Source organism: Micromonospora sp. NPDC048063 (genome assembly GCF_043202855.1).
Taxonomy (GTDB): domain Bacteria; phylum Actinomycetota; class Actinomycetes; order Mycobacteriales; family Micromonosporaceae; genus Micromonospora.
The window spans coordinates 113641-134638 of sequence record NZ_JBIDBG010000015.1 but is presented as its reverse complement, the minus strand read 5'-3'; the positions used below and the strand labels follow the sequence as shown (position 1 = coordinate 134638).

Annotated in this window: 16 protein-coding genes; 8 read left to right on the top strand and 8 right to left on the bottom strand. The window is 72.3% G+C overall.

The window, feature by feature from the left end; all coding sequences use genetic code 11:
* The first annotated feature begins 45 nt into the window (after window positions 1-45).
* Complete coding sequence (locus tag ACGFZ2_RS28100) at window positions 46-4089, top strand: ThuA domain-containing protein (protein WP_393458632.1); 4044 nt, start codon at window positions 46-48, stop codon at window positions 4087-4089.
* A 125-nt stretch (window positions 4090-4214) separates the two neighbouring features.
* Here the strand turns inward: ACGFZ2_RS28100 and ACGFZ2_RS28095 are convergent, their stop codons facing one another.
* From ACGFZ2_RS28095 to ACGFZ2_RS28065, 7 genes are read right to left on the bottom strand one after another with little or no spacing between them, the layout of a single operon-like run.
* Entirely contained in the window at window positions 4215-4925 is a 711-nt protein-coding gene (locus ACGFZ2_RS28095) for an N-acetylmannosamine-6-phosphate 2-epimerase (protein ID WP_393458629.1), read from the bottom strand.
* Window positions 4922-5845 carry an ROK family protein gene (locus ACGFZ2_RS28090; RefSeq protein WP_393458626.1) on the bottom strand — a complete coding sequence of 308 codons (924 nt, stop codon included), beginning with the start codon at window positions 5843-5845 and terminating at the stop codon, window positions 4922-4924. Before ACGFZ2_RS28090 ends, ACGFZ2_RS28095 begins: the two co-directional genes overlap by 4 nt.
* Before the next feature lie 14 nt (window positions 5846-5859).
* Window positions 5860-6702, bottom strand: a complete 843-nt coding sequence (locus tag ACGFZ2_RS28085; RefSeq protein WP_393267059.1) for a carbohydrate ABC transporter permease — start codon at window positions 6700-6702, stop codon at window positions 5860-5862.
* Window positions 6692-7639 (bottom strand): carbohydrate ABC transporter permease, encoded by a 948-nt coding sequence (locus ACGFZ2_RS28080; RefSeq protein ID WP_393458624.1) that lies wholly within the window; start codon window positions 7637-7639, stop codon window positions 6692-6694. Before ACGFZ2_RS28080 ends, ACGFZ2_RS28085 begins: the two co-directional genes overlap by 11 nt.
* A gap of 12 nt (window positions 7640-7651) precedes the next feature.
* Window positions 7652-8935, bottom strand: coding sequence for an ABC transporter substrate-binding protein (locus ACGFZ2_RS28075; RefSeq protein ID WP_393458621.1), 1284 nt, complete (start codon window positions 8933-8935; stop codon window positions 7652-7654).
* A 23-nt stretch (window positions 8936-8958) separates the two neighbouring features.
* Window positions 8959-10554: an FAD-dependent oxidoreductase gene (locus ACGFZ2_RS28070; protein WP_393267067.1), complete on the bottom strand. Its 1596-nt coding sequence runs from the start codon at window positions 10552-10554 to the stop codon at window positions 8959-8961.
* A gap of 58 nt (window positions 10555-10612) precedes the next feature.
* Window positions 10613-11638 (bottom strand): LacI family DNA-binding transcriptional regulator, encoded by a 1026-nt coding sequence (locus ACGFZ2_RS28065; protein ID WP_393458618.1) that lies wholly within the window; start codon window positions 11636-11638, stop codon window positions 10613-10615.
* Between the two features lie 496 nt (window positions 11639-12134).
* On the opposite strand from ACGFZ2_RS28065, the gene ACGFZ2_RS28060 reads away from it, so the two are divergent.
* Window positions 12135-13493, top strand: a complete 1359-nt coding sequence (locus ACGFZ2_RS28060) for a hypothetical protein (RefSeq protein ID WP_393458615.1) — start codon at window positions 12135-12137, stop codon at window positions 13491-13493.
* Between the two features lie 66 nt (window positions 13494-13559).
* Here ACGFZ2_RS28060 and ACGFZ2_RS28055 read toward each other — a convergent pair whose 3' ends face one another.
* A complete protein-coding gene (locus ACGFZ2_RS28055) occupies window positions 13560-15680 on the bottom strand; it encodes an MMPL family transporter (protein WP_393458638.1) in 2121 nt (706 codons plus the stop codon).
* 130 nt (window positions 15681-15810) lie between these two features.
* Here ACGFZ2_RS28055 and ACGFZ2_RS28050 point away from each other — a divergent pair, with 130 nt between their 5' ends.
* The 6 genes from ACGFZ2_RS28050 to ACGFZ2_RS28025 all read left to right on the top strand — a co-directional run bounded on the left by ACGFZ2_RS28050 (window position 15811) and on the right by ACGFZ2_RS28025 (window position 20895).
* Window positions 15811-17124, top strand: coding sequence for a sensor histidine kinase (locus tag ACGFZ2_RS28050; protein ID WP_393267076.1), 1314 nt, complete (start codon window positions 15811-15813; stop codon window positions 17122-17124).
* The gene (locus tag ACGFZ2_RS28045; RefSeq protein WP_357464222.1) at window positions 17076-17720 is read left to right on the top strand and encodes a response regulator transcription factor; all 645 of its coding nucleotides are present in this window, start codon (window positions 17076-17078) and stop codon (window positions 17718-17720) included. The genes ACGFZ2_RS28050 and ACGFZ2_RS28045 overlap by 49 nt, the downstream gene beginning before the upstream one ends.
* Window positions 17721-17741: 21 nt before the next feature.
* Window positions 17742-18503, top strand: a complete 762-nt coding sequence (locus ACGFZ2_RS28040; RefSeq protein ID WP_393458612.1) for a hypothetical protein — start codon at window positions 17742-17744, stop codon at window positions 18501-18503.
* 87 nt (window positions 18504-18590) lie between these two features.
* Window positions 18591-19007, top strand: a complete 417-nt coding sequence (locus tag ACGFZ2_RS28035; protein WP_357464228.1) for a GntR family transcriptional regulator — start codon at window positions 18591-18593, stop codon at window positions 19005-19007.
* Between the two features lie 11 nt (window positions 19008-19018).
* On the top strand, window positions 19019-19909 hold the full coding sequence (locus ACGFZ2_RS28030; RefSeq protein ID WP_393458609.1) for an ABC transporter ATP-binding protein: 891 nt from the start codon (window positions 19019-19021) through the stop codon (window positions 19907-19909).
* Window positions 19906-20895: an ABC transporter permease gene (locus tag ACGFZ2_RS28025; protein ID WP_393458606.1), complete on the top strand. Its 990-nt coding sequence runs from the start codon at window positions 19906-19908 to the stop codon at window positions 20893-20895. The genes ACGFZ2_RS28030 and ACGFZ2_RS28025 overlap by 4 nt, the downstream gene beginning before the upstream one ends.
* Window positions 20896-20998: the final 103 nt, after the last annotated feature.

Below are 20998 nucleotides of genomic sequence, written 5' to 3'. Positions count from 1 at the left end.
TCGGACAACGCACCTCCGCCACACCTCACCCGTGAAGGAGTCGAAATGGCCCAACAACGCCGTTTCCGGCTGTCCCGATGGGGCGGACGTCGGCCCGTCGACGTCACAGCCTCCCCACCACCGGTCACCCGCCGGGCCCTCCGACGCACGAGCGCCCTCGCCGCGAGCGCTGTGCTGACGCTCGGCCTGCTGGCCCTGCCCGCGCACGCCGCCGCCCCGGCGCCCGTGCAGGCGGCACCCGCCGAGGCCGCTGCCGCGGTGAAGCTGCTGGTCTTCCACGGTCCGGTGGACCAGCAGGACGACCCGGTCACCAAGGCTGTCGACGCGATCCGGAACCTGGGCGCGGAGCACGGCTTCGCCGTCGACGCGTCCGCCGACCCGGGGGTGTTCACCTTCGGCAACCTGGCCCGGTACCGGAGCGTGGTGTTCCTGTCCGCCAACGGGGTCACCCTCGACGACGCCCAGGAGGCCGCGTTCCAGGCGTACATCAAGGGCGGTGGCGGTTTCCTCGGCGTGCACGACGCGGCCCGCGCCCAACCCACCTCCGCCTGGTTCACCGGCCTGATCGGCACCCGCCCGGCCGCCGGCCTGCCGAACGCCGAGAAGCCCGTCTCCGCCTCGGCGAGCGCGGAGAACCCGCCGAACGAGACCGCCGCGAAGGCGATCGACGGGTCGACCGGGACCAAGTGGCTGACGTTCAACCCGACCGGCTGGCTGGCGGTGAAGCTGGCGAAGCCGGTGGTGGTGAGCCGCTACGCGCTGACCTCCGCCAACGACTTCCCCGGCCGGGACCCGAAGAACTGGACCCTGCAGGGCTCCGAGGACGGCACCACCTGGACGGACCTGGACACCCGCAGCAACGAGACGTTCCCGCAGCGGTTCCAGACCCGGCAGTTCAGCTTCACCAACAGCAAGGCCTACCAGCACTACCGGCTCAACGTCACCGCCAACAGCGGGGAACCGCTGATCCAACTCGCCGAGCTGTGGCTGATCGGTCCCGACGCCGGCCCGCCGCCGGACAGCACGGTGCAGCAGGCCGTGGTCGACCTCACCGACCGGCAGCACCCGGCCAACCAGGGCCTGCCGCTGACCTGGAAGCGGTCCGACCAGTGGATCAACTGGGACCCGAGCCCGACCGGCCGGGTGCACACCGTCGCGCAGGTCGAGGAGGGCACCTACAACCCGGGCCTGAGCGGCAACGGCGCCTTCCACCCGATCTCCTGGTGCCAGGACTACGACGGCGGCCGGTCCTTCTACACCGGCATGGGGCGCACCGAGGCCAGCTACACCACCGACAAGCAGTTCCGCAGCCACCTGCTCGGCGCGATCAGGTGGACCGCCGGGCTGGTCCGCGGCGACTGCCAGGCGACCGTCGCCTCGAACTACCGGATCGAGCGGCTGACCGCCACCAACCAGCCGGGCCAGCTCGACCAGATCGGCGAGCCGCACGGCCTGACCGTCGCGCCCGACGGCACGGTGTTCTACATCGGCAAGGCGGCCTGCCCGTCCGGGCCGATCGTCAGCTGGGACGACCCCAAGGTCGGCCTCGGCTGCGGGACCATCCACCAGTGGGACCCGAAGACCAAGCAGGTCAAGCTCCTCACCACCCTCGCCGTGATGGGCAACCGGGGCAGCGGCAGCGAGCTGGTGAAGAACGAGGAGGGCCTGGTCGGCATCACCCTCGACCCGAAGTTCGCGCAGAACCGCTGGATCTACGTCTACTGGATGCCGCACGAGTCGATCGACCGCGACCGGCGCATCGGTAAGCGGACGGTCTCCCGCTTCACCTACGACGCCGCGAAGCAGACCATCGACCAGGGCACCCGCAAGGACCTGCTGAGCTGGGACACCCAGATCCACAGCTGCTGCCACGCCGGTGGGGGGATGACCTTCGACGAGTCCGGCAACCTCTACATCGGCAGCGGTGACAGCAACTCCTCCGGCGGCTCCAGCGGCTACTCCGGCAACAACTGGACGCAGGAGTACAAGGGCGTCTCGTTCCAGGACGCCCGGCGTACCTCCGGCAACACCAACGACCTCAACGGCAAGATCCTGCGGATCCACCCGGAGCCGGACGGCACCTACACGATCCCCGACGGCAACCTGTTCACCGGCAAGGAGGAGGGCGGCGGCAAGACCCGTCCGGAGATCTACGTGATGGGTGTCCGCAACATCGCGCGGATCGCCTGGGACCCGGTCAACGACTGGCTGACCGCCGCGTGGGTCGGCCCGGACGCCGGTGGCCCCAGCCCGGAGCTCGGACCGGCGAAGTACGAGACGGCGACGATCATCACCTCCGCCGGCAACCAGGGCTGGCCGTACTGCATGGGCAACCGGCAGCCCTACCGGGACCGCAGCAACACCGACGCCAACGTGCTCGCCGGCTGGTACGACTGCGACAACCTGAAGAACACCTCGCCGCGCAACACCGGCCTGGTCGACATCCCACCCGCGCGGGACAACATGATCTGGTACTCGCCGCAGGGCGGTGGCCCGGTCTACCCGAAGCGCACCGACGGCAGCGGCCTGCCGACCTACCAGGCCGGTGAGGAGACGTTCACCCAGCCGTACCTCAAGGGCGGCGGCCAGGCCATCATGGACGGCCCCACCTACCAGCGGGAGAAGGTCGACGTCGACAGCGGCGTGGCCTGGCCGGCGTACTGGGACAACAAGTGGTTCATCGGTGACCAGTCCAACGCCAACAACCGCGTCGCGGTGACCGTCGACCCGGCGAACGTGCCGAAGCAGGGGCCCCCGGCCTTCGCCGAGGACCTGCGCAGCATCATCCGCTCGGGCAGCGGCGGCACCCAGCTCCAGTCCTGGATGGACGCCAAGTTCGGCCCGGACGGCGCGCTCTACCTGTTGGACTACGCCGGCGGGTTCTTCAGCCTGCACCCGAACCAGAAGCTGATCCGGATCGCCTACCAGGGCGGCCCGGCCACGCCGAACCCGAACCACGCCACCGCGCGGGCCGTCGCGCAGAGCAACCCGAAGACCATCGCCTTCTCCAGCGCGAAGGCCGGCGGCGTGGCCTGGGAGTGGAACTTCGGTGACGGCAGCGCTCCGTCGCGCGAGGCCAACCCCACCCACACGTACGCGAAGTTCGGCACCTACCAGGCGACGGTGAAGGTGACCTACGCCGACGGCGAGGTGGCCACCGGAACGATCGAGGTGGTCGTCGGCTGCGCCGCACCGGACACCCGCAGGACGGTACGGCTCCTCGACGCCGACACCGGCGTGACCAACCACCAGGTCGGCGGCAACTGCACCGTCAACGACCTGATCGACGACGAGCGCGTGTGGACCGACCACGGCCAGTTCGTGAGCCACGTCGCCGGTGTGGTGGGCGACCTGCGTAAGGACGGCGTCCTCGACAGCCGCGAGGCGTCCGCGCTGCAGAAGGCCGCCGCCCAGTCGCCGATCGGCAAGGTCCCCGGCTACCAGCCGATCTTCGACGGCTCGGCGGGCTCGCTCGCCGACTGGCGGCAGGCGCCCGGCGGGTCGTTCACGCTCCAGCCGGACGGCTCGATCCGCAGCTCGGGCGGGCTCGGCATGCTCTGGTACGCGAAGCAGGAGTTTGCGGACTTCTCCCTGCGGCTGCAGTTCCGGGACGTCTCCACCGGCAACACGTACGCCAACAGCGGTGCGTTCGTCCGGTTCCCCGACCCCCGGACGCCCCTGGAGCAGCGACCGGACGGCAGTTGCGGGACGGTCGGGTCGGCCCGTAGTTCCCAGGCCTGGGTGGCCATCTACTGCGGTCACGAGATCCAGATCTACGACGGTCCCACCGGCGAGCCGCAGAAGACCGGGTCGATCTACAACTTCGACCCGATCGGGCTGGACCAGGCCGGGGTGACTCCGAAGGGCCAGTGGAACGACTACGAGATCCGGGTGGTCGGGCAGCACTACACGATCACCCGTAACGGCGTCGTGATCAACGAGTTCGACAACACGCCGGGCAAGGCCTCGTCCCGCCAGGGCGACCCGCCGACGGACCTGCGCCAGTTCCTGAGCGGATTCGTCGGGTTGCAGAACCACGGCAACAGCGACCTGATCGAGATCCGCAACGTCAGGGTGCGGGAGCTGTAAGCAGCCAGGCGCCGGGTGCGGAGATGATCCTCCGTACCCGGCGCACTGCCGGCCGCGCCCCCGCGACGACGATCGTGCCGGCCCGGCCGGGGCAGACGGACTCTTCCACCGGCGCGGGGCCGGCGTCAGGCCCGGTGCTCCGCGTGCGCCACGGCCGCCCGGCGGGTGGCCGCGACGAGTCGGCGCGTGATCCACAGCGGAGAGGTGACGGCGTTTCCCATCACCACCGAGTGGGCTCCGGCCGCGAAGGCCCGGTCGATCTGGGCCGGACTCCGGTAGCGACCCTCGGCGATCACGGGCACCTCCACGAGCGCGGCGAGCCTTGCGACGAGGACCAGGTCGGGGCCGTCGGCGGGTGGGCTGGACGGCGTGTAGCCGGAGAGCGTCGTGGCCACCGCGTCCGCACCGTCGCGGACGGCGGTCACCCCCTCCGCCACCGTGGAGACGTCCGCGAGGACCAGCGCGTCGGTCCGCTCCCGTACCGCGCGGACCGTGTCGGCGAAGGTCCGCCCGTCCGGACGGGGACGGTCGGTGGCGTCCACGGCGACGATGTGTGCCCCGGCCCTGGCGACGTCGACCGCGTGCGACGCCGTCGGGGTGATGAACACCCCGTCGACGCCGTGCTTGTGCAACCCGATGACCGGCACGTCGACGGCGGCGCGGATCGCCGTGATGTCGGCGGTGCCGTTGGCCCGGACCGCCACCGCGCCGCCCCGTACCACCGACGCGGCCACCCGGGCCTGGACGTACGGGTCGCGCATCGGGTCGTCGGGTTCGTCGGGCAGCGGCTGGCAGGAGATCACGAGGCCACCGGCCAGGTCGTCGAACACACTCACGGAATCGTCCTCTCGTCGTCGGCCACGGGCGGCGTCGGGCCGGTGTCGCCGGCCAGTCGGGCGGCGCCCACCACGACCGCGTCGGCGTGCAGCGCCGCGGGGAGCAGGGGCACGTCCGCCCAGGCCGCGGGCAGTTCGGCGGCGAAGGCGGCGCGGGCGCCGGGGAGCAGGGCGCCGGCCGCCCCGCCCGCCACCACCACCGCCTGCGGATCGAGGACGGCGACCAGCCCCGCGAGCGCCCGGCCGAGGGCGGTGCCGGCGAGGTCCACCACCTCCCGGGCGGCCGGGTCGCCCGCCGTGGCACGCTCGGCCACGTCCCGTCCGCTGATCCGCAGGCCGGTCTCCAGGGCGTACGCGGCGGACAGCCCGCTGCCCGAGGCGATGCCCTCCAGGTGTCCGTACCGGCCGCACCCGCAGCGCAGCCGCTCGGCGCCGGGGGCCGGCAGGTGCCCCACCTCGCCGGCGGCGCCCCGGGCGCCGGTCGCCAGGCGGCCACACCGGATCATGGCTCCGCCGAGGCCGGTGCCGACCGCGACCAGCAGCAGGTGCGGGCGGTCCCGTCCCGCTCCCACCCAGCTCTCGCCCAGTGCGGCGGCGTTGACGTCGTTGGTGACCCGGACCGGTCGACCCAGCCGCTCGGCCAGCTCGTCGGCGACCCTGGTGCCCGCCCAGCCGGGCAGGCTGTCGGTGGCGTACCGGATGGTGCCGGTGGTCGGGTCGACCGTGCCGGCGGTGCCCACGCCGACCGGGCCGGCGCCGGCCGCGTCGAGCAGCCCGCGGGCGAGCCCGGCGGCGGTGTCCAGCACGGCCGCCGGGCCCGACGCGGCGGGTGTGGGTGCCAGGCGACGCCCGAGCACCTGCCCGTCGGGTCCGACCAGCGCCGCCGCCGTCTTGGTGCCGCCGATGTCGAGGCCCACCATGGGAGCAGGCCTCGTCACCCCTTGAGTCCGGTGTGCGCCAGGCCCTCGACGAACTGCTTCTGCGCGATGACGAAGACCACCAGGACCGGCAGCGCGGTCATCGACGCCGCGGCGAGCTGGACGTTCCACATCGGGCCGCCGTAGGCGTCGACGAACTGGGTGAGCGCCTGGGGCAGGGTGAACTTCTCGGGCGAGGAGAGGAAAACGATCGGTTCCAGGTAGAGGTTCCAGCTGTGCAGGAACGTGAAGATGGCGACCGCGCCCAGCGCGGGCCGGGACAGCGGCAGCGCGATCTTCCAGAAGGTCGCGAAGCGCCCCAGCCCGTCGACCCGTGCCGCCTCCTCCAGTTCGCCGGGGAGGCTGATGAAGAACTGCCGCATGATGAACGTCGCCAGCACGCTGGGCGCGCCGAGGATCGGCACCAGGATCAGCGGCCAGTGGGTGTCGACCAGGTCCAGCTTGAAGAACATCTGGAACAGCGGCACGATCGTCACCTCGCTCGGGATGAGCAGGCCCGCGAGCACCACCAGGAACAGCACGTTCTGGCCGCGGAACCGGATCCGGGCGAAGGCGTACCCGGACAGCGCGGACACGGCCAGCGTGCCGACGGTCACCACCAGCGCGATGTAGAGGCTGTTCAGGTACTGCCGGCCGAACGGCTGCAACTCGAACACCCGCTGGTACGCGTCCAGCTTCGGGCTCGCCGGCAGCAGCTGCGGCGGGAAGGCGAAGATGTCGGCGACCGGCTTCAGCGAGGAGGTGACCATCCACCAGGTCGGGAAGACGAACGGGATCGCCAGGACCAGCAACACCCCGTAGAGCACCAGCTTGGTCCGGGGCGACAGGTCACGATTCATGGAAGACCCATCTCTTGCGCATCTGCCACTGCAGCACGGTGAGCGCGAGCACGATGGCGAACAGCACGATCGACAGCGTGGCGCCGTAGCCGAAGTGGTGGAACTGGAACGCCTGCTGGTAGAGGTAGTAGACGAGCACGGTGGTCGAGGTGCCGGGCCCACCCTGGGTGAGCACCGCGATCTGCGCGAAGACCTGCAACGAGCCGACCACCGTGATGATCGAGGTGAGCAGGATCGTGGGACTGATCAGCGGCACGGTGATCCGCCAGAACTGGCGCATCCGGCTGGCTCCGTCGACCTCGGCGGCCTCGTACATCTCCGCCGGCACGCCCTGCAGGGCGGCCAGGAAGAGCACCATGTTCAGGCCGACGTTCTTGAACACCTGCACCACGACGACCGAGAGCATCGCGGTGCCCTCGCCGCGCAGCCAGTTCGGCCCGTCCACGCCGACGGTGTCGAGCAGACCGTTCACGCCGCCGTTGTCCTGCAGCAGGAACCCCCACACGATGGTCCAGGCCACCAGCGAGACCACCACCGGCGAGAAGAACAGGGTGCGGAACACGATCGTGCCGCGCAGCTTCTGGTTGAGCAGGACGGCCAGCAGCAGCGCCAGGCCGAGGTTGAACACGACCAGGCCGACGGAGAACAGCCCGGTGGCCCGCAGCACCGCGCCGAGGTTGGGATCGTCGGCGAGCGCCGAGTAGTTCTCGGCGCCGACGAACTCGAACGTGCCGGCCAGCACGTTCCACTCGTGCAGGCTGTACCAGACCACCAGGATCAGCGGCAGGATCACGAAGGCGAGGCTGCCGAACAGTTGCGGCGCGATGAATAAATAACCGGTGAGATGGTCGCGGCGGCGGCTGGTCCAGTACCGCCGCGACCCGGCCCGGGTGGGCAGGGCCTCGACCCCGCCCACCCGCGTGTCCGTCTGGGACATGGTCCGGCTGCCCTACTTCGCCAGCAGCGGCTGGATCTTGGCGCAGAGCGCGCCGAGGACGGCGGTGACGTCCGCGTCCGGCTTCCACAGCGGGTCGAGCCCGGCGCGGACCTGCTGGCTCAGCTCGGCCTGCCCGACGTGACTGGGCTTGATGACGCCGTTGGTGATGCCGTCGATGACGACCTTCTGCAACTGCTCGGGCTTCAGCGTCGGGTTCGTCTTCGCCAGCGTCTCCGCGGTGAGCTGCGACTGGCGCGGCGGCGGGAAGAACTGGGCGAGCTTGGCCGAGTTGGTGGGGTTGGTCAGGAACGCCAGGAAATCGGCGGCGGCCTGGGCGTTCGGGCCCTTCTTCATGACTCCGACGCCGGCCTGGCCGACCACCGAGTAGCTGCCCTTCGGCCCGGCCGGCAGCGGGACCAGGTCCCAACCGAAGCCGTCCGGCTTCAGCAGCGAGGCGCGGGAGATCTGGGTGACCGTCATGGCCGCGTCACCGGCGAAGAAGTCGGCGGTCGTACCCGGGCCGGGCAGCGCCTTACCGGTGAAGATCGCCTTGTGCAGGGTGGTCATCGCCTCGACCATCTCCGGGGCGGCGAAGCCGCAGGACTTGCCGTCCGCGCTCCACGCCTGGGCGCCCCAACCCGTCCAGAAGGTCGACAGGTTGTCCCAGCCCTTGTAGTCGAAGTCGCGGATCACGAGGCCGGCCTTGCCGGTCGCGCCCGCGGTGGCGCCGGCGACGGCGAGCGCGGTGTCCCAGTTCCACTGCCCAGCCGCGATCAGCTCGGCCGGCGTCTTCTGGCCGGCCTTCTTGAGCAGGTCGGTGTTGACGAAGACCCCGAACGGCGAGGTGGAGAACGGGTACGCGAACAGCTTGCCGCCGTTCTGCCAGAGCTTGAGGGTGGCCGGGGAGATGTCGTCGTACTGGTAGCCCTCGGCCTTCTTGAGGGTCTCGTCGAGCGGCAGCAGCGCGCCCGAGGCGACGAAGTCGGGGGCGGAACTCTCGAGCACCCAGGCCAGGTCGGGCGCGTTCCCGCCGGCGATCTGGGTGGTCAGCGTCGTGGTGTAGGTCTCGAACGGCAGCGGGTCGAACGTGATGGCCGCGACCTCCGGATGGGTCTTGCGGTACTCGTCGGCGATCTCGTTGAACAGCTTGAGGTGCGCCTCGTTGGCCGACCAGATGGTCATCCGCAGACTGGCCGGACCCTTGTCCCCGGCGTCGTCACCGCCACCGCAGGCGGAGAGCGCGAGCACGCCGGCCAGTGCCGCGGCGACACCGCGCACACCCTTTCCCAATCTCATGATCTTCTCCTCATCGGGGGTGTTCAGTAGCCCGCGATCTGAGGCCAGCGCATCTCCACGCCGGCCGCCGAGAGGCGGTCCTGGAAGTCGGCCAGCAGGCGGGGGGTGCCGCGGACCGCGCGCGGGGACTCGCCCCGCGCCAGGCAGAAGTCGGCGAGCAGGCCGGCGACCTCGCCGATGTTCCACTCGACCGGGTGCAGCCGGTAGCTGCCGTTGGTGACGTGCGTCGTGCCGATGTTCTTGCCGGCCGGGAGCAGGTTCTCGACGCGCTGCGGGATCAGCGCGCCCAGCGGGATCTCGAAGGGGCAGGAGCCGACGTCGATGTAGTTGTCGCCGCCGGTCGACGGGTGCAGGTCGATGCGGTACATCCCCACGCCGACCGAGTCCGGGTAGCTGACGGCGCCGTGGTCGCCGCGGACGGCCAGCGACAGGTCCTGCTCGACCACCGTGTACTCGGCCCGGATGCGGCGCGACTCCCGGATGTAGGGCGCCTGCGCCAGGCCGTCCCGGCTGCCGGTCACGTCGCCGCGTAGGCGCAGGCCGGGGAAGCCGGTCCCGCCGTCCGTCCGGGGCGCCTCGGTCTGCAGCCAGTACAGGACCGAGTACGACAGCTCGCGGGCCTTGCTCAGGTGCCAGGACGCGTTCGGCACGTCGATGACCGGGCCCTCGAAGTAGTCGATCATCGGCCAGTTCACCAGCGTGATGTCGCTGCCGTACGCGCCGTCGGTGAAGTTGCGCCGGGCGGCGATGCGCCGGAACGTCCAGAGGTTGCCGTCGCCGGGGTTGACCCGCTGGTCGGCGTTGACGGTCAGCGGGTCGTCGTCCGGGTTGGGGGTGAAGCTGCGTTCGACGATCTCCAGGGTGCGGGGGTGCGGCGACCGCCAGGACAGCAGCCGGTCACCCCAGAAGTCGGGCTTGTAGTCGCGCCAGAAGTCGTATCCGGCGGGACGGTCGATGGTGTGGTCGCCGTCGACGTGGTCGAGGGCGAAGCAGACGGAGACGGCCTGCATGTTCATCGGCTGCGCCTCGGCCGGCGCGCTGGGCTCGCCGGTGTCCGCCTGCGACTCGAAGCCCGTGACGTACTCGGTGCCGGACAGCGGCAGCAGCTCGCCGGTCTCGGTGGCGTCGAGGACGTACGGGGCGGTGATGTCGATCCGGTCGTCGCGGTCGCGGTGCGCCACGGTCACCGCGACCACCCGGTCCCCGTCGGTCTCGGCGGCGACCGGCCGGTACGGCTGGAGCACGGTCAGCCGGCCGGCGCCACGGTACGGCGCCAGCATCTGCTCGATGACGGCGACGGCCACCCGGGGCTCGTGGCAGAGCCGGCTGACCCAGCCGGCCCCGGGGTTGAGGTCCGTCCAGCCCCGGGACCGTTCGGTGAGCGGGTAGTGCCGGCGGTAGTAGTCGCGGATCCCGGTGCGCAGGGCCCGGTAACTCGCGGTGGCCCCGAACTGTTCGATCCAGGAGTGCTCGTCCGGCGGGACGGCCTGGCTGGTGAGCTGCCCGCCGAGCCAGTCGAACTCCTCGGTCAGGATGACCGACCGGCCGGCCCGGGCCGCGGCGAGCGCCGCCGCCACCCCACCCAGCCCGCCCCCGACGACGAGGACGTCCGCACGCATCTGTACCACTTGCTTCCTTCCGGTTTCACGGTCACCGCGAAGCCGCGGCGACCGCCGATCAGGGGGCGCCGAGGGTGTCGCCCTCGACGAGTTCGCAGGGGAGCAGTCGCTGCTGCACGCCGTCGGCGCTTCCGTCGATGACGCCGGTCAGCACCTCGACGGACTGCCGGCCCATCTCCTCGCGCGGGATCCGGAACCCGGTGAACGCGACATCGGTGGGCACCGGGACCGTCGGGTCGCCGAGGGTCAGGATCGACAGGTCACCGGGCACGGCCAGGCCGCGTCGCCGGGTGGCCAGCTCCAGCGCCACGGCGGTGGCGAAGTCCTCCACGAAGGCGACGGTGATCCGGTCGGCGAGCAGGTTGTCGAGGATCGCCTCGGCGTCCTGGGCGGCGGCCGTCAGGTGGCGGGCGCTCTCCGCGGCCGTCGCAGACGCGACGAACCCGCGCCGCCGGTCCTCGGAGGACTCCGCGGTGGTGCCCATGCTCAGGTAGGCCAGGCGCCGGTGTCCGCGGGCGAGGGCCAGGCCCACCAGCTCGCCCACCGCCCTGGCGTAGTCGGCGCCGACGTACGGCACCGGGCCGCCGGCGTCGTCGCGGCGGCCGACAGCGACGTACGGGAAACCGTCGCGGTTGAGTCGGCTCAGCTCCGCGCCGTCGATCTCCCGCCCGAGCAGGATGCAGCCGTCGGCCAGCCGCAGCCGGTTGTCCTGGTGGAAGATGCGCCGGCGGCCGTCGACGACCGGGGCGCTGGTGAACAGCAGCAGGTCGCAGCCGGCGCGCTCCGCGTAGTCCTCGATGCCGAGCAGGAAGGGGTGGAAGAAGTCGCGACTGCCGCTGGGGAAGGCGGGCTCGTAGGTGAAGACGCCGATGATCCGGTTGAACCGCGCGGCGAGTCGGCGGGCCACGGGATCGGCGGCGTACCCGGTCTCGGCGATGACCCGCAGCACGCGGTCGCGGGTCTCGGGCGCGATGCGGACGTCGGCGTCGGCCCGGTTGTTGAGCACCAGCGACACGGTTGCCTGGCTGACGCCGGCCAGCCGGGCGATGTCACGCTGTGTGACGCGTCGGGGGGTAGCGGGCACAACGATGTCCTTCCGGTGCGGCTAATGCGTATTAGCGCTCGGCGTTGGGAGGAGCCTGGCGGCTGACCGGGTGTGTGTCAAGGGGTGGACGTGGATATTTCAGGGAGATGAACGCCCAGGGCTAATGCGCATTAGCCCGCGAGGGGGCCACCGGCGGCCGCAGCGGGACGTGCGACGCCCGCCGCGCGACGGGGGTGTGCCGGGGGAGCGTGGCGGCCCCCTTGACAAGGCTGGTCCGGGTCGAGCAGCATTCGGGAAGCGCCAATGCTAATACGTATTAGTCGCCGGTCGGGCTACCCGCCCCGCGGCTGCGGTCAGCTGACCGCCTCACCCAGCGTGACCTCGCGTCGCCCCGTGGCGCGATGCGCCACGTCCACGGTCACCACCCGTACGGGGCCGTCCCCCTGATCTCCGCGTCGACGGCCCCCGCACCGGCTCCCCGCCCGGGCCGGCCGGGGAGCGCCCCCACCACCCCCGAAAAAGAGCAGGAGCAGCCATGACGAAAGCACCCGTCCGAGTGCCCAGCCGCGCCGCCGTGGCGGCAGCCGGCGTGGGCCTCCTGGTCGCCGCCGTGGCCGGTGCCGCTCCGGCCGCCGCCGACCCGGCACCGGACTTCCCCCGCTTCACCTACGCGGGCACCGCGTTCGACAAGAGCGTCCTCACCTACAACCCGACGAACGAGTTCATCTTCCCGAGCGTCATCCGGGCCGCCGACTACTTCTCCGAGCCGCTGGGCACCTACTACCTGTACTACGCGCCCCACGAGCGGCCCGGCGGGATCGCCCTGGCGTATTCCGACTCGATCGACGGCCCGTGGACCGAGTACCAGGCCAACCCGTTGATCAGCAACACCTGGCTGCCCCACTACGCCACGGTCAGCCACATCTCCTCGCCGCACGCGATCTGGGTCGAGGGCGAGCGGAAGTTGTTCCTCTACTTCCACGGCGAGAACTCGATCACCCGGTACGCCACCTCGGACGACGGCATCCACTTCAGCTACGGCGGGACGGCGGTCAGCCGGGACCACAGCACCGGTGGGGAGACCTCCTACGCCCGCGTGTTCGAGCAGGCGGTGCCGCGGCTGGGCAGCCGGTACCTGATGCTCTTCATGGACAATCCCACGGCCGCGCTGCCGGGCCCGACCGGGCCGGTGTCCCGACGCATCCGCTGGGCCGTCTCCCCGGACGCGCGGACGTGGACCATCCAGCCCGACCCGATCGTGACCCCGCAGGGCATCGAGGGCCCGAACGCCTCGGGGCCGTTCTTCCTGCGCTGGAACGGCCGCAACCTGGTGATCTTCCACGCCGCCGACGGCAACATGCACGCCGTGGACGTCGGCGAGAACTTCGACCGGGAGGTCCACCTCGGCGTCGTGCACGACTCGATGAACACCGCGCCGGACCTGGGGCGGTCGGCCGCGCCGACGTTCTACTTCGACGGCCGCACGGCGCACATGTACTACGAGGCCGGCGGGCGGCTCACCGCGACGATCGGCCACGCCGTCGCCACCCTGGACCAGCCGGTGCCCGCCCGGGAGGTGGACTGCGTGGTGGACCGGTCGGTGCTGTGGCCGCCGAACCACGAAATGGTCGACGTCACCGTGACGGCGGACCTGCGTGACGGCGTCCTCGGCCCGAACGCGCTCACCCTGACGACGGTGACCGGCGGCGACGTCGCGGACGTCAGCGGCTTCACCCTCGGCAGCCCGGACACCAGCGGCCGGCTGCGGGCGGAACGCGACGGCGCCGGCGGGGACCGCGTCTACACCCTGACGTACGCGGGCCACGACGAGATCGGCCGCCCGGTCGGCTGCACGGTGACCGTCACCGTGCCCCACGACCGGCGCGGCAGTTGACCGGCGGCGCCGGCCGTACCGCTCTGGGTGCGGCCGGCGCCCGCCCGGTGGCGGGGCGGCCGGGCGTTACGCCCCCGCCGCGGCCGGCTCGACCGGCTGCGTCCGCACCGGCGGTGACCCTCGCCGCGACAGCACGCCCGGCCACCAGGTGCGGCGGCCGATCTCCAGCGCCAGGGCCGGCACGAGCAGGCTGCGCACGAGGAACGTGTCCAGCAGCACGCCGACGCCGACGATGACGGCCGACTGCACCGACGGCACCAGCGGCAGCACGCTGAGCGCGCCGAAGGTGGCCGCCAGCACCACGCCCGCGCTGGTGATGACGCCGCCGGTGACCGTCAGCGCGTGCAGCACGCCCCGGCGGTGCCCGAGCCGTGCCGTCTCCTCCCTGGCCCGGGTGGCCAGGAAGATCGTGTAGTCCACGCCGAGGGCGACCAGGAACAGGAACGTCTGCAGCGGGATCCCCACGAACAGCTTGGGATAGCCCATGGCGTCGAGGATCAGCCCGGCCGCGCCCATCGCGGCGACGTAGGACAGCACCACGCTCGCCAGCAGTAGCAGCGGCGCGACCAGGGCCCGCAGCAGCAGCACCAGGACGGCGAACACCACCGCCAGGATCAGCGGGCCGACGACCCGGTTGTCGCGGCCGACGGTGCGTTCCTCGTCGAGCAGGTACGCGGTGTCTCCGCCGACCAGCGCCTGCGCGTCGGGCACCGCGTGCACGGCGGTGCGGAGCCGGTCGACGGTGTCCAGCGCGGCGTCGCTGTCCGGCGTGTCCGCGAGGACGGCCGCGACGCGTACCCACCGGCCGTCGGGGGAGGGCTGCGGCTCGCCGACCTCGGCCACCCCGGGCACCGCACGGGCGGCGGCCACCACCTGGTCGGCCGTGCCGGCGGTGGCCAGGATCTCGGCGGGGGCCACGGTGCCGCTCGGGTAGTGCGCGGCGATCATCCGCTGGCCCGTGATCGAGCCGACCTCGGTGGTGAACGACTGGTCACCCGGCATGCCGATGCTGAGGTTGCCGATGCCGAAGCTGAGGGCGACCAGCGCCGCCGCCGTGCCCAGCCACACCACGCGCGGGCGGCGGCCGACGGCGCCGGCGACGCGGCGCCACAGCCCGTGCCCGGACGCCTCGTCGTCGACGACCGCGTCGGGGGTGTGGCGGGGCACGAACGGCCAGAACAGCCAGCGCCCGAAGATGACCAGCACGGCCGGCAGGAGCGTGGTCATGGCCAGGAACGCCGCGGCGATGCCGACCGCGCCGACCGGTCCCAGGCCCCGGGTGGCCGGCAGCTGCGCGGCGAGCAGGCACAGCAGGCCGACCGCGACGGTCGCCGCCGAGGCGCAGATGGCGCCGATCGACCTCCGCAGCGCCACGGCCATCGCCGCGTGCCGGTCGGCGTGCCGGCGCAGCTCCTCCCGGTACCGGGCGATGAGCAGCAGGGCGTAGTCCACGCCGACACCGAAGACCAGCACGGTGAGGATGCTCTGGCTCTGGAAGTCGACCGCCAGGCCGCCGTACTCGGCCAGCAGGTAGACGACCGCGCTGGCGAGCTGGTTGGCCAGCGCGACCGTGAGGAGGGGGATCAGCCACAGGACCGGGCTGCGGTACGTGAGGAGCAGCAGCAGCGCGACGGTGCCCGCGGTCGCCAGCAGCAGGGCGGTGTCCATCCCGGCGAACGCGTCGAAGACGTCCTCGGTGGCGCCGGCCTCGCCGGTGAGCGCGGTGCGCAGCCCGTCGGGGGCGTCGGCGGCCAGCCGGTCCCTGATGTCGGCCACCGCGTCGGCCCGCTGCTCGTCGTCGCCGGCGACCGGGAAGGACACCAGCACCGCCTTGCCGTCCTCGCTCGGGACCGGGGGCGACACCTGGCCGCCGTCGGCGTACGCGGCGTACGCGGCCCGGTCGCCGTCGACCTTCGCGCGGTCGGCGTCGGTGAGCCCGCTCTCCCGCACGTAGACGGCGACCGCGAGGGGCGCCTGGGAGTCGGGGAACGCCACCTCCGCCCGCTGCACCGCGCGGCTGGCCTCCACCGAGGCGGGCAGCGCCCCGAGGGTGTCGTTGTTCTGCACCTCGGTCAGCTTGATCGCCAGCGGCCCGGCCACCGCGACGAGGACGAGCCAGAAGACGAGCATCGCGTACTTGGTGCGTCGGCCGGACGGTAGGCCGGCCAGTCGTTGCCGCCGGGACATGTCGGGTCTCTCCTGCCTGGTTGTGGTCACACCTCGATCCTTCGGCCGGAGGGGGGCGGGGGCAGGGGTGACAGGTCCCGAACGTGGGTGGTGCTAGCACCACCGATTCCGGTGGGACCGGTGCCGGAGAATGGGCGCCGTGGACAGCTCCGTACGCGCGTTCGTCAGGCAGTCGGTCCGGCCCGGCGCGCTCGCCGCCGTGCAGGGCCTGGCCGTGGCCCTGCTCAGCCTGACCACCAACGTGGCGCTGTTCGTGCTGTCGGTGGTCTCGCTCGCGCTCATCCCGGCCCTCGGCATCGGGTTCGCGCTGTTCCCCGCGGTCACCGTGCTGGTGCGGTGGTCGACCGGGCTGCAACGCCGGGTGGCCGGGTGGCACGGCATGCCGATCGCCTCGCCGTACCCGCCGGCGCCCGAGGGCGCCCGGCTCGGCACCTGGCGGCGGTTCCGCTGGGTGGTCGGTGACCCGGCGACCTGGCGGGACCTGGCCTGGCTGATGCCGGGCATGGTGACCGGCGGGGCGTGCCTGCTGGCGTTCGTCCTGCCGGTGTACGGGCTGGAGGGCGTCCTGCTGCTGCCCTTGGTCCTGTTCCTCACCGTCGGCTGGTACGGCTACGGCGTGTTCTGGCCGATGGACAACCTCGTGCAGGCGGTGCTGTCCGTACCCCAGGGATGGTTGTTCCTGTTCGCCGGCCTGGTGGTCGCGCCGTGGCTGGTGTGGCTGCACTTCCGCTTCGCCGGGTTCTTCCTGGCCCCGACCCGGGCGCAGGAGTTGGCGTTGCGGGTCCGGCAGCTCTCCGCCACCCGGGCCGACACGGTCGACACCCAGGCCGCGGAGCTGCGCCGGATCGAGCGCGACCTGCACGACGGGGCGCAGGCCCGGCTCGTCGCGCTGCGCATGAGCATCGGCCTGGCCGAGAAGCTGATGGCCGACGACCCGGCCGCGGCGCAGCGGCTGCTCACCGAGGCGCAGGAGACCAGCGGCCGTGCCCTGGTCGAGCTGCGCGACCTGGTCCGCGGCATCTACCCGCCGGTGCTGGCCGAACGCGGACTCGACGGCGCCGTGCGGGCGCTCGCGCTGGCCGTGCCGCTGCCCGTGGAGCTCGACGTCGCGCTGCCCGGCAGCCCGCCGGCCGCGGTCGAGTCGGCGGCCTACTTCGCGGTGGCCGAGGCGCTGGCCAACGTCACCAAGCACAGCGGCGCGGCGCGGGCGTGGATCCGGCTGGCGTACCGTGACGGTCGGTTGACCATGGTGGTCGGCGACGACGGCCGGGGCGGCGCGACGCCGGACTCCGGGACCGGCCTGTCGGGCGTGCAACGCCGTCTGGCAGCCTTCGATGGCACGATGACCGTGACGAGTCCGCCCGGCGGACCGACTGTCGTGACCATGGAGCTGCCGTGCGAGTTGTCATCGCGGAGGATCTCGCCCTCCTCCGGGACGGGCTGACGCGCATCCTCGACGCGTTCGGCTGCCAGGTGGTCGAGGCCGTCGCCGACGGGCCGTCCGTGCTGCCGGCGCTGGTCCGGCACCACCCGGACGTCGCGGTCGTCGACGTGCGACTGCCGCCGACCTTCACCGACGAGGGGCTCCAGGCGGCGTTGCAGGCCCGGACCCGGCTGCCGGGCCTGCCGATCCTCGTGCTCTCCCAGCACGTCGAGCAGTTGTACGCCCGCGAGCTGCTCTCCGACCGTGGCGGGGGAGTGGGCTACCTGCTCAAGGACCGTGTGTCCAATGTCGACCAGTTCGTCGACGCGGTGCGCCGGGTGGCCGGCGGTGGCATGGTGATGGACCCGGAGGTCGTCTCCCAGCTCCTCGCCCGCAACGCGACGGCACAGCCGCTGCGGGAACTCACCGCGCGGGAGCGGGAGGTGCTGGGCCTGATGGCCGAGGGTCGGTCGAACGCGGCGATCGCCGGGCGGCTGTTCGTCACCGAGAAGGCGGTCAGCAAGCACATCAACAACATCTTCAGCAAGCTGGGGCTGCCGCCGTCGGACGACGACAACCGCCGGGTGCTGGCGGTCCTCGCGTACCTGCACGGGTGAGGGTTGGGTTAGGTTCGGCTCGTGATCGACAATGGCGCGGCGGTCGAGTGGGTGATCGCGCACGGTGACGAGTCCGACGGGCATCGGCTGGCGACGGTGCTGACCGGGGTGTGGCCGGCGCCGCTGGACGTGGCGGACGCGCTGTTCGCCGACCAGTCTCCCGAGGGCGGTTTCCCGGCGCCCTGGTCGGCCGGCCTCCCCTCCGTGGCGGCGACGTGCGAACGGCTCGCCCGGATCATCGAGTTGGACCTGCGGTACAGCTCACGGGTGGACCGTTGCGCCGACTGGCTCGCCGCGCTGGTCGCGCCGGACGGCACGGTGCGCTCCGCCGTGGACGCCGGGCACCTGCCGTCGCAGGACCCGCTCTACCTGCCCGCCTACGTCGGCTGGTGCCTGGCGGTCCTGGACCGGCCCGAGGCGGCCGGGCGGGCCGCCCGGGCGGTGCGCGAGGCCGTGGAAGCCTCAGGCAATTGGCCGTCGTGCCTCACCACCACCTGGCTCGCCGCCGCCCTGCTGTGGGCGGTGGGGCTGCGCGAGGAGGCGGACCAGGGACTGGACATCCTGGCGCGGCGGCTGCTCGACGCGCCGCCGGCCGACGTCGCCCGCGCCGGATGCGCACTGCGGACGGCGTTGCTGCCCCCGGACCATCCCGTGTTCCGCGCCGTGGTCCGGCGGCTCACCGCCACCCAGCGCCCGGACGGCTCGTGGCCGGTCGACGGTCCTCTCGCCGAGCAGGTGTCGGTCGCCATCACCGCGATAGGCGCCGTCGCCGGCCTGGTCTGACATCCTCCCCCGTTGGAAGGGGGCTTCCGTCGGCGCCAACTTGTTCTATAGTCCTACTGTCGTAAGACAATAGGGGAGGCGCGGCGGGTGATCGAGTTCGTGTTGGACGGCCGGTCGAAGGTGAACACCTACATGCAGCTCGTGCAGCAGGTGAAACAGGCCCTGCGGGTGGGGTTGCTGGTCCCCGGGGACCAGTTGCCCAAGGTCCGCGACGTCGCGCAGTCGCTGGCCATCAACCCCAACACGGTGCTGAAGGCGTACCGCGAGCTGGAGATCGAGGGCCTCGCGGAGGGGCGGCCGGGCGTCGGCACCTTCGTCAGGCGCACCCTCGCCGGAGCGTCCCTGCCCAACCAGGCCGAACTGCGGGCGGAGCTGGTGGCCTGGCTGCACCGCGCGCAGGCGGCCGAACTGACGCCCGAGGACATCACCGCCCTGGTGGAGACGACCATGCGGGCCACGCTCCCGGTCGAAGCCCCGCCGCAGAACGCCACGTCGGCAGGATGAGAGGACACGCCATGGAGGCCGTGCTGGAGACCGACCAGCTGGGCAAACGGTACGGGAGACACTGGGCGCTGCGGGACTGCTCGTTCCGTTTGCCGGCCGGGCGGATCGCCGCCCTGGTCGGGCCCAACGGGGCGGGCAAGAGCACGCTGCTGCACCTGGCGGTGGGCCTGCTGCGGCCCGACGCCGGGGCGGTGCGGCTGTTCGGCGAGCCCCCCTACGACAACCCGGCGGCGTTGGCCGACATCGGCTTCGTCGCCCAGGACACGCCGCTGTACCGGGACTTCACCGCGGCCGAGCTGATCACGGCGGGCGGCAGGCTGAACCGCCGCTGGGACGCGGCGATGGCGCGTTCCCGCCTGGCGGATCTCGGCATCCCGCCGAACAAGCCGGTCGGCAAGCTCTCCGGTGGGCAGCGGGCCCAGGTGGCGCTCGCCCTCGCCCTGGCGAAGCGGCCCCGGCTGCTGCTGCTCGACGAGCCGGTGGCCAGCCTCGACCCGCTCGCCCGGCGGGAGTTCCTGCAGACCCTGATGGGCAGCGTGGCCGACTCCGGCACCACCGTGCTGCTCTCCTCGCACCTGCTGGCGGACGTGGAACGGGTCTGCGACCACCTGATCGTGCTGAACGCCGCCCAGGTGCGGCTCGCTGGCGCGGTCGAGGACCTGGTCGCCGCGCACCGGCGCCTGATCGGCCCCCGGCACGGCGGCGAGCCGATCCCGGGCGTCGCCGACGTCGTGCGGGCGAGCCACACCGACCGGCAGTCGACCCTGCTGGTGCGCGCCGACGGGCCCGTCGCCGACCCGCGGTGGAGCGTGCGGGGCGTGTCCCTGGAGGACGTCATCCTGGCCTACCTCGCCGACGGCGACGCGCAGGCCAGCCACGAGGAATGGGGGGTGCCGGCATGATCTGGCTGACCTGGCGGCAACACCGCAGGGACGCGCTGTTCGCCCTGGGCGGGCTCGCGGTCCTCGGCGCGTTCATAATCATCAGTGGCCTGGCGATGCGCGACGCCTTCGACGACTACGGCCTGCCGAAGTGCGTCGCCGCGGGCGACCCGGGCCCGACGCCGGGGCTCGGCGAGACCTGCGACCGGGCCTTCAACCAGTTCCACGACCAGTTCGGCACGCTGAGCCTGGCGGGCATCCTCTTCCTCGTGCTGCCGCTGCTGGTCGGCCTGTTCTGGGGCGCCCCGCTGATCGCCCGCGAGGTCGAGCAGGGCACCCACCGGTTCGTCTGGACCCAGGGCGTCAGCCGGCAACGCTGGGCGCTGGTCAAGTTCGGGTTCGTGGGAGCCGCCGCGCTGCTCGTCTCCGTCGCCTACGGGCTGGGCATGTCCTGGTGGCTGACCCCGCTCAACCAGGGCTGGCGGCAGAGCCGGTTCGATGCGTTCTTCTTCGACATGCAGGGCGTGGTGCCGATCGGGTACACCCTCTTCGCGGTCGCGCTGGGCGTCTTCGCCGGCACCGTCTGGCCCCGGGCGCTGCCCGCCATGGCCGGCACGCTGGTCGGTTTCCTCGGCCTGCGCGTCGCCGTGGCCGCGCTGGCCAGGCCCCGCTACCTGCCCGCCCGCGAGCTGACCTACCCGGTGCAGGGCTCCACCGACAGGCTCGCCATCGGGGGACGCGACTGGATCCTCGCCAACGGCGTCCACGACGCCAACGGCAAACTCGTCGCACCCAACGCCCAGGTGATCTGCCCGCCCGGTGCCACAGGCCCCGACGGGCGGGACTGCGGCGCCGACCTGGGCCTCGGGCCGGGCGCCTACAACTGGTGGCTCTACCAGCCCGAGAGCCGGTTCTGGCTGTTCCAGGGCATCGAGACCGGCATCTTCGTCGCGCTCGCGGCGCTACTGCTCCTTCTGGCCGTCCGCCGTATCCGCCGCATCGCCTGACCACCCGCCGGCTGCCCTGCCCGGGCACTCGGGCGTCCGCCGGCCGCGCCTCGCCGACGCGGCCGGCGGGCCGAAACATACCTTCATTGCCAGCGTGTCAACA

Bases quoted from the DNA above. Each gene is read 5' to 3' on its own strand.
- ACGFZ2_RS28085 (WP_393267059.1), bottom strand. From the start codon at position 6,702: ATGAATCGTGACCTGTCGCCCCGGACCAAGCTGGTGCTCTACGGGGTG.
- ACGFZ2_RS28070 (WP_393267067.1), bottom strand. From the start codon at position 10,554: ATGCGTGCGGACGTCCTCGTCGTCGGGGGCGGGCTGGGTGGGGTGGCG.
- ACGFZ2_RS28090 (WP_393458626.1), bottom strand. From the start codon at position 5,845: ATGGTGGGCCTCGACATCGGCGGCACCAAGACGGCGGCGGCGCTGGTC.
- ACGFZ2_RS28075 (WP_393458621.1), bottom strand. From the start codon at position 8,935: ATGAGATTGGGAAAGGGTGTGCGCGGTGTCGCCGCGGCACTGGCCGGC.
- ACGFZ2_RS28055 (WP_393458638.1), bottom strand. From the start codon at position 15,680: ATGTCCCGGCGGCAACGACTGGCCGGCCTACCGTCCGGCCGACGCACC.
- ACGFZ2_RS28060 (WP_393458615.1), top strand. From the start codon at position 12,135: ATGACGAAAGCACCCGTCCGAGTGCCCAGCCGCGCCGCCGTGGCGGCA.
- ACGFZ2_RS28080 (WP_393458624.1), bottom strand. From the start codon at position 7,639: ATGTCCCAGACGGACACGCGGGTGGGCGGGGTCGAGGCCCTGCCCACC.
- ACGFZ2_RS28030 (WP_393458609.1), top strand. From the start codon at position 19,019: ATGGAGGCCGTGCTGGAGACCGACCAGCTGGGCAAACGGTACGGGAGA.
- ACGFZ2_RS28100 (WP_393458632.1), top strand. From the start codon at position 46: ATGGCCCAACAACGCCGTTTCCGGCTGTCCCGATGGGGCGGACGTCGG.
- ACGFZ2_RS28025 (WP_393458606.1), top strand. From the start codon at position 19,906: ATGATCTGGCTGACCTGGCGGCAACACCGCAGGGACGCGCTGTTCGCC.
- ACGFZ2_RS28050 (WP_393267076.1), top strand. From the start codon at position 15,811: ATGGGCGCCGTGGACAGCTCCGTACGCGCGTTCGTCAGGCAGTCGGTC.